Annotated in this window: 9 protein-coding genes; 5 read left to right on the top strand and 4 right to left on the bottom strand. The window is 65.6% G+C overall.

Annotated elements, in window-relative coordinates; translation table 11 throughout:
* Nucleotides 1-13 precede the first annotated feature (13 nt).
* Nucleotides 14-1,945, top strand: a complete 1,932-nt coding sequence (locus ASD76_RS10695; protein WP_055922339.1) for a PQQ-binding-like beta-propeller repeat protein — start codon at nt 14-16, stop codon at nt 1,943-1,945.
* 463 nt (nt 1,946-2,408) lie between these two features.
* On the opposite strand, the gene ASD76_RS10690 is transcribed toward ASD76_RS10695, so the two are convergent.
* Together ASD76_RS10690 and ASD76_RS10685 are read right to left on the bottom strand one after the other, a co-directional pair.
* Nucleotides 2,409-3,134, bottom strand: a complete 726-nt coding sequence (locus ASD76_RS10690; RefSeq protein ID WP_156457643.1) for a hypothetical protein — start codon at nt 3,132-3,134, stop codon at nt 2,409-2,411.
* Nucleotides 3,135-3,153: 19 nt separating this feature from the next.
* On the bottom strand, nt 3,154-3,567 hold the full coding sequence (locus tag ASD76_RS10685) for a DUF6152 family protein (RefSeq protein ID WP_055922332.1): 414 nt from the start codon (nt 3,565-3,567) through the stop codon (nt 3,154-3,156).
* 142 nt (nt 3,568-3,709) lie between these two features.
* Here ASD76_RS10685 and ASD76_RS10680 point away from each other — a divergent pair, with 142 nt between their 5' ends.
* On the top strand, nt 3,710-5,203 hold the full coding sequence (locus ASD76_RS10680; RefSeq protein ID WP_055922329.1) for an aldehyde dehydrogenase family protein: 1,494 nt from the start codon (nt 3,710-3,712) through the stop codon (nt 5,201-5,203).
* A 285-nt stretch (nt 5,204-5,488) separates the two neighbouring features.
* Here the strand turns inward: ASD76_RS10680 and ASD76_RS10675 are convergent, their stop codons facing one another.
* Nucleotides 5,489-5,980 (bottom strand): DUF3617 domain-containing protein, encoded by a 492-nt coding sequence (locus ASD76_RS10675; RefSeq protein ID WP_055922326.1) that lies wholly within the window; start codon nt 5,978-5,980, stop codon nt 5,489-5,491.
* An 83-nt stretch (nt 5,981-6,063) separates the two neighbouring features.
* Nucleotides 6,064-7,557 (bottom strand): DUF4403 family protein, encoded by a 1,494-nt coding sequence (locus tag ASD76_RS10670; RefSeq protein ID WP_055922324.1) that lies wholly within the window; start codon nt 7,555-7,557, stop codon nt 6,064-6,066.
* A gap of 233 nt (nt 7,558-7,790) precedes the next feature.
* Between ASD76_RS10670 and ASD76_RS10665 the strand changes: the two genes are divergently transcribed.
* The 3 genes from ASD76_RS10665 to ASD76_RS10655 are packed head-to-tail and all read left to right on the top strand — an operon-like array spanning nt 7,791 to nt 13,600.
* Nucleotides 7,791-8,984 carry an efflux RND transporter periplasmic adaptor subunit gene (locus ASD76_RS10665; protein WP_055922320.1) on the top strand — a complete coding sequence of 398 codons (1,194 nt, stop codon included), beginning with the start codon at nt 7,791-7,793 and terminating at the stop codon, nt 8,982-8,984.
* 6 nt (nt 8,985-8,990) lie between these two features.
* Nucleotides 8,991-12,194 carry an efflux RND transporter permease subunit gene (locus tag ASD76_RS10660; RefSeq protein WP_055922316.1) on the top strand — a complete coding sequence of 1,068 codons (3,204 nt, stop codon included), beginning with the start codon at nt 8,991-8,993 and terminating at the stop codon, nt 12,192-12,194.
* Nucleotides 12,191-13,600 carry an efflux transporter outer membrane subunit gene (locus ASD76_RS10655; protein WP_055922313.1) on the top strand — a complete coding sequence of 470 codons (1,410 nt, stop codon included), beginning with the start codon at nt 12,191-12,193 and terminating at the stop codon, nt 13,598-13,600. Before ASD76_RS10660 ends, ASD76_RS10655 begins: the two co-directional genes overlap by 4 nt.
* Nucleotides 13,601-13,704 lie beyond the last annotated feature (104 nt).

Raw genomic sequence — 13,704 nt, 5'->3', positions numbered from 1 at the left:
ATCAGGGAGTTCCATGCTCAACAACCTCGGCCGCGCGCGTCGTCGCGCCAATTTGCTTGCCGTTTCCGGATTCGCCCTAGCCCTCGCTGCCTGCGCGCAGACGCCCGGCGCGGGCTCGGCCAACCAGGCTGCGCTGCCCAACGAGAAGTTTGATTACGTCGGCTGGGACCAGTACCTCGGCGGGCCGGATAGCTCGCAGTACACCGCGCTCGACCAGATCACCCCGGCCAACGTCGGGCAGTTGCAGGTCGCGTGGGAATATCCGGTCGGCGAGGGCGCGGCACCGCAGTTCAACCCGATCGTCGCCAACGGCATGATGTACGTGCAGACCGGCGACGGCCAGCTTGCCGCGCTCGATCCGGCTACTGGACGGCAGCTGTGGAAGAGCGAGACCACCGGCCGCATCAGCACGCGCGGGATCAACTACTGGCAGAGCAAGGACGGCACCGACCGGCGCCTGGTGTTCCTCAACGACGGCCTGCTGCGCGCGATCGATGCGCGGACCGGCAAGTACATTGCGGGCTTCAGCGTCGACTTGCGCGATGCTCTGCCCGCCGGCCACGCGGAAACGCCGCGGCCGCTGATGACCAGCAATCCGGGCCGCATCTTCGAAGACACGATCATCATCTCGTTGCCCGCGGGCGGCGGCTATGCCTCGCACCCGGCGGATATCCAGGCTTACGACATCCGCACCGGCGCGTTGAAGTGGGTGTTCCACGTCGTACCGCGCGTGGGCGAGGTCGGTTCCGACACCTGGCCCGAGCAGGATCGCGAGAAGTTCGGCGGGGTCCACAACTGGTCGGAGTTCACGGTCGATACCGAGGCGGGCGTCGCTTACATCCCGACCGGCACCGCGCGCTCGGATTTCTACGGTGGCAACCGTCCGGGCGATAACCTGTTCGGCAATTCGATCCTGGCGCTCGATGCGCGCACCGGCAAGCGACTGTGGCACTTCCAGACGGTCCATCACGACCTGTGGGACTTCGACCTGCCCAACGCGCCGAAGCTGATGACGATCACCAAGGACGGGAAGCAGATCCCGGCGGTTATCGTGGTCGCCAAGCACGGCTTCGTGTTCGCCTTCGACCGCAAGACCGGCGAGCCGATCTGGCCAATCGAGGAGCGGGCCGTGCCGCAGTCCGACGCGCCGGGCGAGCATACCTCGCCGACCCAGCCGTTCCCGACCTGGCCCAAGCCGTTCTCGCGCCAGGCCTTCTCCGAGGCGGACATCAATCCCTACATCCCGGCCGAGGATCAGGCCAAGCTGCGCGAGCTGCTGCGCACCGCGCGCAACGAGGGCCTGTTCACGCCGCCGAGTGTGCAGGGTTCGATCTCGATCCCGGGCCACAATGGCGGGACCAGTTGGGGCAACACCGCGATCGATCCGGTGCACCAGCGCCTGTTCGTGGTCAGCCGCGAGATCCCGGTGCTCAACACGCTGATCCCCGACACCAAAACCGATCCGAAGACGATGCCGGGCTACACTCCGGGCGTCACGCCGTTCAACACGCCGTACAACTTCCTGATGCAGTCGAATGGCATGGTGGCGATCAAGCCGCCGTTCTCGTTCCTGACCGCCTACGACATGAACACCGGCGAGATGCTCTACCACATCCCCAACGGGGAGAGCATGCTGCTGCAACAACAGGGGATCACCGGAACCGGTAGCCAGGCCCCGCGCGGCGGCCCGGTGGCGACGGCGAGCGGTTTGCTGTTCGTGGGGACCGCTGGCGATCGGACTTTCCGTGCGCGCGATGCGGCGACGGGCAAGGTGCTGTGGGAGCACAAGCTCGACGCGGCGACCGAAGGCGTGCCGGCGATCTTCGAGGTCGGCGGGCGCGAGTATATCACCATTCCGGTTGGCGGTGACGGGCTGTTCTCACACAAGGGACAGCCTGATCCGGGGCCGAGCCGTTATGTGACTTTCGCTTTGCCGGCGCGGTGAGGCGGGCCTGACCCCCCCCTCCCGCTTGCGGGAGGGCTATCCACCTCTCGTTCGTGGTGAGCTTGTCGAACCACCCTGGCGCCGCGCTAGCGTCCTTCGACAAGCTCAGGACGAACGGAAGAAGGGAAAAAGGGTTTGTCACGCAAAGGCGCAAAGGCGCTAAGAGCTAGCTCAATGCCTTCTCCCCTCTCTCGTCATTCCCGCGAACGCGGGAACCTAGGGCGGAATAGCGCAACAGAGCCGACTGGGTCCCCGCGTTCGCGGGGATGACGAAGGGTTGGGGTTAAGCGCACCCTCTTCGCGCCTTTGCGTGATCAAATACCCTCCCCGAGCTTGCTCGGGGAGGGGGACCGCCGACGAAGTCGGTGGTGGAGGGGTGTTGCGTAAAGCCGCCTACCCCTCCGTCACGCGCTTTCAGCGCGCGCCACCTCCCCGAGACAAGCTCGGGGAAGATTCTTGTCCCCTACCGTTCCTCGATCCGCAACCGCGCCATGCCCGTTTCGTCGACATACTCGCGATTATCCTCGCACACGTATTCGAGCAGCTTGTACCCCGGCATCCGTCGATAGGTGTAGGAATAGGTCCAGGGCTGGGCCAGGAACTCGTCCTCCACCACGATGTCGTTGCGCAGGATATCGGGCGCGAGCAGGTGGAGCCTCTCGGTGATCTTCATCCCCTCCGAATGCGGCGTCCAGCGGAACTGGACGTTTTCCTTGATCCCGGTGGTCTCGATCACCAGCGTCTCGCCCTCCCAGTGCGCGACCGAGCGGCCGTAGAAGGTTGGGTCGAGCTCGTCCCAGCGCGGCAGGGTCTCGTTCATGTAGACGCGGCGCGTCTGGTTGAACGCTTCCTGGGTGATGTTGATCTGTTCGGGCCGCTGGAAGATCTCCATCGGGAACATGCCCTGCATCATCGCTGGCATGCCGTCGGGCAGGCACTTCACGTAGTTGTCGCCGGCCGGCTGCCCCTCGGCCATTCGCGCCGCCAGCTTGGCCTCGTGCTCTTTCCACTGCGCCAGGTATTCGGGCTTGAGTGGCGGGTTGGGGATCGGTGTCGGCGCGTACATGGGGTCGGGCGTCTCGCCCATTGGCGGGTATCGTTCCCAGCTGCCGTTGAAATCCGCTTGCGCCAGAGCAGGGGAGGCCAGCGCCGCCAGGCTGGCGCCAAGCAACAGGGCTTTCGAAGCCATCATCATCCTCTCCATCGGCTCAGGACGTGCGCTTGTAATTCTGCGCGTTCGGCACGCCGGGGAGCATCTTGCGCCCGTCCGGCAGCGTCAATTCGAGCACCAGTCCGCCCGGTTGCCCATCGCGCAACGGCGCGACCACTACCGTCACCTCATCACCCGTCTTGACCGTCCGCGAGGTCCAGCCGCCGCGGGACATCATGTTGATGCTGGTCATCTCGAGCGTGTAGTGCTTGGTCCCGCCGCCCGGCTGGTCGGCGTCGACCTCCAGGTAAGCGTGCGGGTTGGTCCACTGGTACTTGCTGACCTTGCCGTGGAGCGTGATCGACCGGCTATTGTCGAACATCGCGAACGAGTGATGCGCCAGCGCCGGCAACGGCAAGGCCACAGCAGAACTCAGCAGCGCAAGGCTGCTCACCAGGTTTTTCAGATTCATCGGCTCCCTCTCCGAACCTTTGTTCTTGGCGGCGAGTGTACCCCTAAGTTCAATGTCCGCAATGGGTTGTCGCAGGCTGTGCACAGGGCCTCGCATCGGCCGCGCTGGCGTGGCAAACAGCCGCAAAACAAGAGGGATGCCCATGCTCGACACCGCCACCGTGCCCGCCTTCCAGACCAAGCTGTTCATCGGCGGCCAGTTCGTCGACGCGGCGAGCGGCAAGACCTTCGACGTGCTCAACCCGCACGATAATTCGGTGCTGGCGAAGGTGGCCGAGGGCGACCGCGAGGACATCGACCGTGCCGTTGCGGCGGCGCGCAAGGCGTTGCCCGTCTGGCGGGCGATGTCGGCCACCCAGCGCGGCGACTTGATCTACAAGCTCGCCGACGCGATCGAGCGCGACCGCGACACCCTGGCGCTGACCGAGACGCTCGATACCGGCCACCCGATCCGCGACACCCACAACCTCGACATCTTCCGCACGGTGCAGACGTTCCGCTACTTCGCCGGGATCGCGGACAAGCATGAGGGGCGAGTGATCCCCGTGGACACCGGGTTCCTCAATTACGTGATGCGGGTGCCGGTGGGCGTGGTCGGGCTGGTGGTGCCGTGGAACTTCCCGCTGATGTTCACCAGTTGGAAGATGGGTCCGGCCCTGGCGGCGGGGAACACGCTGGTGCTCAAGCCCGCCGAGTTGACGCCGCTCTCGACCATGCGCGTGGCTGAGCTAGCGGCGCAGGTCGGCTTCCCCGAGGGCGTGATCAACGTCGTGCCGGGCTTCGGCGCCACTGCCGGTCAGGCGCTGGCCGAGCACATGGACGTCGACAAGATCGGCTTCACCGGCTCGACCGCGACCGGGCGCAAGATCGTCGAGGCCTCGGCCGGGAACCTCAAGCGGGTTCAGCTCGAACTCGGCGGCAAGGGCGCGAACATCGTGTGGGACGACGCCAATATCGACGCGGCAGTCAACGGCGCGGCCTTCGCCATCTTCCACAACCAGGGCCAGGCCTGCATCGCCGGCAGCCGGATCATCCTGCACGAAGGGATCAAGGACCAGTTCCTCGACAAGTTCCTGACGCTGACGAAGTCGATCAAGATTGGCGACCCGCGCGATCCGGCGACCGAGATGGGTCCGCTGACCAGCCGCATGCACCAGGAGAAAGTGCTCAGCTACGTCAAGATCGCGCACCAGGAAGGCAGCGAGATCCTGACCGGCGGCAAGGCCCCTGAAGGCGAGCAGTTCGCCAAGGGCTGCTACGTCGAGCCCACGGTCGTCACCGCGCAGCCGCAGGACCGGGTGTGCCACGAGGAAGTGTTCGGGCCGTTCGCCGCCGTCTCCACCTTCACTCGCGAGGAAGAGGTGCTGGAGATGGCCAACGGCACGCCTTACGGCCTGGGCGGTGGGCTGTGGACCAACGACCTCAACCGCGCCCACCGCATGGCGCGGGGCATGGACACGGGCATGGTCTGGATCAACTGCTACAAGCGGTTCCACCCGGGCTCGCCGTTCGGCGGGGTCAAGGACTCGGGCTATGGCCGCGAGATGGGCTTCTACGCTATGGACGAATACACCGAGCCCAAGAGCGTGTGGCTCAACGTCGATGCGCAGCTGCCGCCGTTCTACCGGCGGGATTAGTCGCCCGCCGACAAAGTGCGGCCAAGCTCGCTTCACCTACCAAATTCCGTCATCCTGAACTTGTTTCAGGACCAATCTTTCGGCGCGAACGGAGCGTTCGGTCCAAGCGCAGCTTTGCCCGCAATCATCGCAAGCTGAGCCGCGGAGTGGCGCTTGCCAGAAAGCTCCAGGAATGCTGCGCGATGGGTCCTGAACCAAGTTCAGGATGACGAACAAGGGGAACGGAGCGGGCGTGGTGTCGCAATTGAAAAAGGCCGGCACCCGAAAGTGCCGGCCTCTAATCGCTTAGCTCTGAGCTTGGCCCGGCTTCATATCCGCCGGGCAATCACCGAGGTACTTGCCCTCGACAGTCGAGCTGATCTCGACCTGCGCGGCGGCCGGCATGTTCGGGCCCGAGGTCTTGGTGGTCATCTCAACCTTGTAGGTGGAGGTCATATCGCCGGTGATCGTGCCCTTGGTGGTCGTGGTCATGCCCGAGTTGGTGCATTCCATGTCGAGAGCCAGGCCATCGGCGGTCTTGGTCAATTCGTTCTTGGCGCAATCGCCCGTGGCAGGCGGGGCGAAAGAGTTGGAGCCGGGAACAGCCTCTCCGATGCAGACCTTGGTGGTGAGCGGCTTGGGCGTGTTGGGCACGGTGGTCGTCAGTTCCCAAAGACCCGGCTTGAGAGCGTTCACTTCGGCCGCCTCGCCCGACGAACCGGCATCGCCCGATCCCGAGCAGGCGGAGAGCAGGAGCGCGCCCAGAGCGGCGCTGCAGGCGAAAGCAATTTTCTTCATGTCGGATCCCTCACTGGTTGAGGGCACTGCCTGCACACCGGGTCGCCGGCGAACAATACGTAGTCATCCAGAGGGCAGCCGGCTCAGGTCGCCCCTTTTTGCGGCACCAATTTGATCTGGCCCCTGCCGTTCACCCTGACCGGAGTGAACAGGCCGGCCCCGGTGACCTGCACCGTGTCGTGGTGGACCTCGTCGATTTGCGCCGACAGCAGGAACCGGCCCTCCTGCCTGCCAGCCACGGCGCGTTGGGCCTTGCCGAGGACTTTGTCGTAGTCCTTGGTGAAGTCCTCCTCAAGACTGCCGGCGATCCTTTCGAGCACGCTCTCGCTCGAGGCGAGGCGCAGGAGGAGGTTGGTGGCCATGCCATCGGTCTGGCCGAAGATCTGGAGATCCTTGATGCGGACCACTTGGGAGTCCGCTTCGCTGATCGGCAGGCCCGTTAGCCAGACTTTGCCTTTCGATTTGCCGAAGCTCACCCCGGTCCGCTCGCCGATCGGTTCGACGTCGGCGTCGATCCCGACGGCGAGCCTGCCATCGTCGGTCGCGTAGATCGTGACCGCGTTGAACTGCGCGTTCACCGAGCCGACGCCTTCGAGCTTGATCCCCTTGGCCGCCAGCTTGCGCAGTTCCCTCAGCACCACGGGCTCAAGCTGGGCATAGTCGGCCACCACCGGCATGAAGAAATTGAGCCCGACGTCCTGCACGTTGGCCAGTTGCCGCGGCAGTGGCGTGGGTGTCGGTGCCGGCGGTTCGTCGCCCACGAAGGTCTCGGTCTTGGCTTCGACGCCGACCGTCAAAATGACCTTGCGGCCATCCACGCGATAGCCGGCGAGGCCCATGCCTTGCGGTGTGATGCGCATCCACGCGGGTGGGTTCCTGCTGCTGAGCTGGATGTTGGTGAAGCCTTGCTTCCAGGCTTCGGTCAGGACCGGCTTGATGTTCGCCCGCGCGACTTCTTGCCGAACCTCCTGCTCGAGCTTGGCGATCACGCCGGCGAGTTCCTTGTCCGCCCTCTTGGCGAACTCGATCCGCTGGCCGAGGAAGTCGATCCCCGGCGGTTCGGCCCAGTCATAGGAGATGTTGACCCTGGCCGACGCGTTCCAGTTGGGGTCTAGTGCGAACGCGACATCGGCGCGGACTTTGGCTGAGGCGGTCGCGGTCTCTCCCTTCAGGATCCCGCCGACATCGCGCGCGCTGACGACCGCCTTGATCGGCATCGTGATCGTCAACCGGCTGCCCGAACCCGAAAGGGTGACCGCGCCGCGGGTGACCTGGCCCACGATCCGGCAGTCGATGTCGGGCGTGACCTTGAGCCGTTCCCCGAACACTTTGACCCGCTGGCCTTTGACGCACTTCTTGTTGCGCTTGTCGATCGTCCACAGCGTGTGGGGTGTCTTGCGCTCCAGCGCTCTCTGGAGATCGTCGAGTGAGAGCTCGATCGGCACGACCAGCGTCGAGTTCTGGCTTTCGAACTGCGGGACGGTGGTCGACCGGGGTGGGACGGGGAGCGAGTCCTGTCGGTTGCACCCTCCAAGCACCAGGGCGACGAGCAGGATCAGTATCGACGTGAAGCGCAAAGGCGGTGCCCCCCTTTACGCCACAGCTATGGACAATCGGGGATCGGCTTAATCGGGGTAAACCCTGTAGGCGGACGGGGAATTCCTGCTAACAGGGCCTCAGGGCACGCGCCTTCCTTTCCGCGAATTTGTCGCAAATTGTCAGAAGGGTTGTCGACCCCCTTGTGATATCCGGCCCTTTCGCTGAAAGCCCAATCGACCTTGAACTTATTGGTGAGGGGCGCAGCCCAGCAATGACGAACCCGCGTTCGGCCTTCATTCGTGGAGGCCTTTGTCTACTTCTTTCCGTCCTGGCGGCATGCTCGGACAATGGCGGTGAGGGCGATCGCCCCGCCCAGCAAGTGGGCTATGTGGTCGTCCAACCTACCGCTGTGCCCGTGTCGGTGACTCTCGGTGGCCGGACTGTGGCTTACGAGACGAGCGAAGTGCGCCCGCAGATCAATGGGCTGATCCGCCGCCGCCTGTTCACCGAAGGCAGTGTGGTGCGGGCAGGGCAGCCGCTCTACGAGATCGACGCCAGCCTCTATCGCGCCGCGGTCAACCAGGCCGAAGCCAACCTCGCCAGTGCGCGCGCCAGCGCCGACGCGGCGGTTGCGCGGGCGGATCGTTACAAGCCGTTGGCCGAGATGGAGGCCATCGCCCAGCAGGACTACACCGACGCCGCGGCGCAAGCTCGCGTCGCCAGGGCCGGTATCGCGCAGAACTCGGCCGCGCTCGATACCGCGCGGATCAACTTGCGCTACACCACCGTCACCGCGCCGATCGGCGGACGGATCGGCCGTTCGCTTTACACCGTCGGCGCGCTCGTCAACGCCAGCCAGGCGAGCCCGCTGGCAGTGATCCAGCGGCTCGACCCGATCTTCGTCGACATGCAGCAGTCCAGCGCCGAGCTCACCTCGCTGCGCCAGGCCCTTCAGCGGGGCGAGGTCACTCCGGGTAGCACCAGCGTGCACCTGCTGCTCGAAGACGGCAGCGACTATGGCGTCACCGGCCAGGTGAAGTTCTCCGACATCGCGGTCGACGAGAGCACCGGCACCGTCACGCTCCGCGCGAGCTTCCCCAACCCACAGGGCCTGCTCCTTCCGGGCATGTTCGTGAAGGCCGTGTTCGACCAAGCCGTGGAGCCGCGCGCGTTCCTGGTCCCGCAACCCGCCTTGCAGCGTGACTTCGACGGTTCGGCGTTCGTCTACGTCGTGACCCCTGACAACAAGGCGCAGCGCCGCAAGGTGACCGCCGTGCGCACCAACGGCACCAACTGGGTCGTGACCGCCGGCCTCGAGCCGGGCGACAAGGTGATTACCCAGGGCCTGGGCAACAACCTGAGGCCGGACAGCGAGGTAAAGGCAGTGCCGGCCAGCGCGCCGCAGAACGTCTCCCCGCCCGGACGCAACGGTGGCGGCAAGCCGGCTTCGGGTAAGGCTCGGTAACGCGCCATGTCCCGCATATTCATCGACCGGCCGATCTTTGCCTGGGTGCTCGCGATTATCGTGATGCTCGGGGGGATCGGCGCGTTCAGCGTGCTGCCGGTCGAGCAGTATCCCGACATTGCCCCGACCAACGTCAATATCCAGGCCAACTATCCGGGCGCCTCGGCCGAGACGGTCGAGAACAGCGTTACGCAGATCCTTGAGCAACAGCTCACCGGGCTCGACGGCCTACTCTACTTCAGCGCCAGCTCCAGCTCGCGCGGCCAGGCCCGCATCACTGCCACCTTCGAGAAGGGCGTCGATCCCGACATCGCCCAGGTGCAGGTGCAGAACAAGATCCAGACCGCGATCTCGCGCCTGCCAGCCGAAGTGCAGCAGCAGGGCGTGCGGGTGACCAAGTCGAACGCCGATACCCTGCTGATGGTGGCGGTCTACGACACTACCGGCACGCGTAATTACGTCGACATCTCGGACTACCTCGCCTCCAACATCCAGGACCCGCTGTCGCGCATTCCCGGCGTTGGCGACGTCAACGTGTTCGGCTCGCCCCACGCCATGCGCATCTGGCTCAACCCGCAGCGCCTCGCAGGCTTCGGGCTGATGCCGAGCGACGTGGTCAGCGCGATCCAGTCCCAGAACACCGAGGTCGCCGCGGGCGATGTCGGCGGCTTGCCCTCTCCCGAGGGGCAGATGCTGCAGGCGACGGTCACCGCGTTGTCGAAGCTCCAGACGCCCGAGCAATTCGGCGATATCGTCCTCAAGACCCTGCCCAGCGGTTCGAGCGTGCGCATCAAGGATGTCGCGCGGGTCGAGATCGGGGCCGAGCAATACAACGTGATCCTGCGCATGGACGGCAACCCCGGCGCGGGCATGCAGATCTCGCTGACGCCGGGCGCCGACGCGCTCAAGACCGCGGACCTGGTCAAGGCCAAGATGGAAGAGCTCGGGCGCAACTTGCCCGAAGGCCTCGCCTATACTTACGCCAACGACAGCTCGACCTTCATCCGCCTCTCGGTATCCGAGGTACAGAAAGCGCTGCTCGAAGCGGTCGTGCTCGTGGTGTTGGTGATGTTCGTGTTCCTGCAGAACTGGCGCGCGCTGATGGTTCCGACCGTCGCCGTGCCGGTGGTGCTGCTCGGCACGCTGGGAATATTCTACCTCGCGGATTTCAGTATCAACACGCTGACCCTGTTCGGGCTGGTCCTCGCCATCGGCCTCCTGGTCGACGACGCGATCGTGGTGGTCGAGAACGTCGAGCGCCTGATGGAAGAGAACCCGGGCATGACCGCCCGCGAGGCGACCATCCAGTCGATGAAGGAGCTGCAGACCGCGCTGATCGCGATCGCGCTGGTGCTGTCGGCGGTGTTCCTGCCGATGGCGTTCTTCGGCGGGTCGACGGGCGTGATCTATCGCCAGTTCTCGATCACCATCATCTCCTGCATGGTGCTCTCGGTGCTCGTCGCGCTGATCCTGAGCCCGGCGATCACCGCCAACGTGCTCAAGCCCCGGTCGCATGGTTCCCGGACCGAGTTCCACCCGCATCACGGCCGCTTTGCCCGGATCGCGAACGTGCTCGAGCACGCCAAGGTGTGGTTCAACGTCACCTTCGACCGCATGGTGCTGCGCTACGTTTCGGCAGTGCGTAACGTGATCGACCGCAAGTGGCTGTTCATGGGTCTCTACGCCGTGATCATCGTGCTGCTGGTGTTCCTGTTCTGGCGCCTGCCTGGCGGGTTCATTCCCGGCGAGGACCAGGGGCGCGTGCAGATTCAGTGGCGCTTGCCCGCCGGTGCGACGCAGGCGCGCACGATCGAGGTCCGTAACGAGATCGAGAAGTACCTCGACACTTACGAGAAGAACAACGTCGACTTCCACTTCCTCGTCGCCGGTGGCGGCGGGGGTAGCGGTGTCGCCGGGCAGAATACCGGGCAAGGCTTCGTCAACCTCAAGGACTGGGACGACCGTCCCGGCAAGGAGAACACCGCCGACGCGATCGCCCAGCGCGCGACGGCCGCGTTCCGCAACTTGCGCGACGCCCAGGTCTTCACCCTCGTGCCGGGATCGGTGCAGGGGCTGGGGGACGCTTCGGGCTTCAGCATGCAGTTCCAGAATTCGAGCGGGATGACCCGCCCAGAGTTTGTGGCGGCCAAGGACCAGCTGCTGGAAGCGGCCAACAAGAGCCCGCTGTTGACGCAGGTCCGCCTGGCCGACTTGCCCGACGTGGCGACCTTGAAGGTCGACCTCGATACCCAGCGGCTCAGCGCTTACGGCCTGACCCAGGCCAGCGTGAACAGCACGCTCGCGACCGCCTGGGGCGGGCGCTACGTCAACGACTTCATTGAGCGTGGCCGCGTCAAGCGCGTCTACGTCCAGGGTGATGCGCAGTACCGCGCCAAGCCCGAAGACCTTGGCCAATGGTACGTGCGCTCAGCGGACGGCAGCATGGCGCCGTTCTCCGCCTTCTCCGACATCGCGTGGGCGACCACGCCCGCCAGCACCAGCCGCTTCGGCGGAGTTCCGGCCTTCGGTATTTCCGGCCAGGCGGCCGCGGGCGTCAGCTCGGGCGAGGCGATGGCGGAAATCGAGCGGCTGGCGAGCGGGATCCAGGGCACCAGCGTCGGCTGGTCGGGCGCGTCCTATGAGGAACGACAGGCCTCCGGGCAGGCGCCGCTGCTCTACGCGGTTTCGCTGCTGGTCGTGTTCTTGTGCCTGGCGGCGCTCTACGAAAGCTGGTCGATCCCGGTGGCGGTGTTGCTGGTCATTCCGCTTGGCCTCGTCGGGTCGCTGTTCCTCGCCAACTTGCGCGGGCTGGAGAACGACGTGTTCCTTCAGATCGGCCTGCTGACCACCATGGGCCTCGCCTCGAAGAACGCGATCCTGATGATCGAGTTCGCCGAGCACGAGGAGAAGAAGGGCGCTCGCATCATCGACGCGGTGCTGCGAGCTGCCCGCATCCGCTTGCGCCCGATCCTGATGACCAGCTTCGCCTTTATCTTCGGCGTGATGCCGCTGGCTCTGGCAACCGGCGCCGGCGCCAACAGCCGCATAGCCATCGGTACCTCGGTGATCGGCGGGATGCTTACGGCGAGCTTGCTGGCGGTGTTCTACATTCCGCTACTGTTCGTCCTCGTTCGCCGCGGCACTCGCGAAGGGCTCAAGAAGCTGCACGCCAAGTTCGGCCGCCGCTCCGATCCGGAGGCCGCCGCTTGAACCGCTTCGTTTCCGTGAGCCTGCTGGCCTTGGCACTGGGCGGCTGTTCGCTGGCGCCCGACTATGCGCGGCCCGATGCGCCGGTGCCGGTGTCCTGGCCTGCCGGTGATGCTTACCTGACCCAGACCGAAGCGGCGCTGCCCGAGGTCTCCTATCGCGACGTGTTCCAGGACCCTCGGCTGCAGGCGCTGATCGGCCAGGCGCTGGTCAACAACCGCGATGTGCGTATCGCTGCCGCCAACCTCACGGCGGCACGCGCTCGGGTTGGTGTCGTGCGGTCCAACCAGTTCCCCGAGGTGGGCGTGAGCGCCTCGGCCGACTACCTCACCCGCGAGGGAGCCGACAGCGAGAGCTACGCGCTCCAGGGCGGTATCGCGAGCTTCGAGCTCGACCTGTTCGGGCGCCTGGCCAATGCCACCGCGGCCGAGCGCGAGCGCATGCTGGCGACCGAGGCTTCGGGTCGCACTGTGCGTATCGGGTTGGTCGCTGACCTCGCCGATGCCTGGGCGACCTATGCCGCCGACCGCGAGCTGCTGGCGATCGCCGCCGACACCGCCGCCAATGCCCGCCGCGCCGTTCAGTTGACCCAGGCACGGCTCGAAGGCGGCATCGCCCCGCGCACCGACGTGCGCCAGGCCGAGCAGGTGCTGGCGACCGCCGAGGGTGATTTCGCGGCGCAGACTACCGCCGTAGCGCAGGACGAGAACCTGATCCGGTTACTGGTCGGCGGTCCGGTCGATCCGGCATTGCTTCCGTCCGGGCTCGACGAGGTCTTCGCCTCGGTCGCGACTTTGCCGGCAGGCCTCGATTCCGCGGTGCTGTTGCGCCGGCCGGATATCGTCGAGGCCGAATACCTGCTGCGCGCCGCCAACGCCGACATCGGCGTGGCCCGCGCCGAGATGTTCCCGCGCATCTCGCTGACAGGCCTGGTCGGTGTGGCGAGCGATACGCTCGGCACGCTGTTCACTGGCGGCGCATTCCCGACGACGCTCGGGGTCGATGCCGTCTACACGATTTTCGATGGAGGCGGCCGCCGCGCCAATGTCGAGGTAAGCGAAGCGCAGCGCGACGCCGCGCTCGCCGCGTATGAGCGTGCCATCCAGACGGCCTTCCGCGAGGTGGCTGACGCGCTCGCCGTGCAGGGCACTATCGGCGAACGCCTACGCGCGGCGCGTGTGAGCAGCGACGCGACGGCCGATACCGCTCGCCTGACCGAAGCCCGCTATCGCGGCGGCATCGACAGCTTCCTCGCCAACCTCGACGCGCAGCGCAGTCTCTACATCGCTCGGCAGCGTGAGGCGGCGGTCTTGCTGATCGGGGTGCGCAATCGGATCGACCTCTATCGCGCGCTGGGGTCGGACAGCGCCGTTGCCACGCCGAGTGTCGAGGTCAGTGAAGCTGACTGAGCTCTGAAAGTCTTGCCTTTAAAGGACTTCTGGTCGTGAGAGTGCGGCTAGCAAGAGAAGACGGCGCTCCTAGGTAATGATCCCCGACCTGACTTCGGGATTCT

Origin of the sequence: Altererythrobacter sp. Root672 (assembly GCF_001427865.1) — a bacterium.
Classification (GTDB): Bacteria; Pseudomonadota; Alphaproteobacteria; order Sphingomonadales; family Sphingomonadaceae; genus Croceibacterium_A.
The sequence above is the reverse complement of the archived record's forward strand: the minus strand, read 5'-3'. Positions and strand labels throughout refer to the sequence as shown.

Coding starts and splice junctions, on each gene's coding strand:
- ASD76_RS10695 (WP_055922339.1), top strand. CDS start 14: ATGCTCAACAACCTCGGCCGCGCGCGTCGTCGCGCCAATTTGCTTGCC.
- ASD76_RS10690 (WP_156457643.1), bottom strand. CDS start 3,134: ATGGCTTCGAAAGCCCTGTTGCTTGGCGCCAGCCTGGCGGCGCTGGCC.
- ASD76_RS10685 (WP_055922332.1), bottom strand. CDS start 3,567: ATGAATCTGAAAAACCTGGTGAGCAGCCTTGCGCTGCTGAGTTCTGCT.
- ASD76_RS10680 (WP_055922329.1), top strand. CDS start 3,710: ATGCTCGACACCGCCACCGTGCCCGCCTTCCAGACCAAGCTGTTCATC.
- ASD76_RS10675 (WP_055922326.1), bottom strand. CDS start 5,980: ATGAAGAAAATTGCTTTCGCCTGCAGCGCCGCTCTGGGCGCGCTCCTG.
- ASD76_RS10665 (WP_055922320.1), top strand. CDS start 7,791: ATGACGAACCCGCGTTCGGCCTTCATTCGTGGAGGCCTTTGTCTACTT.
- ASD76_RS10660 (WP_055922316.1), top strand. CDS start 8,991: ATGTCCCGCATATTCATCGACCGGCCGATCTTTGCCTGGGTGCTCGCG.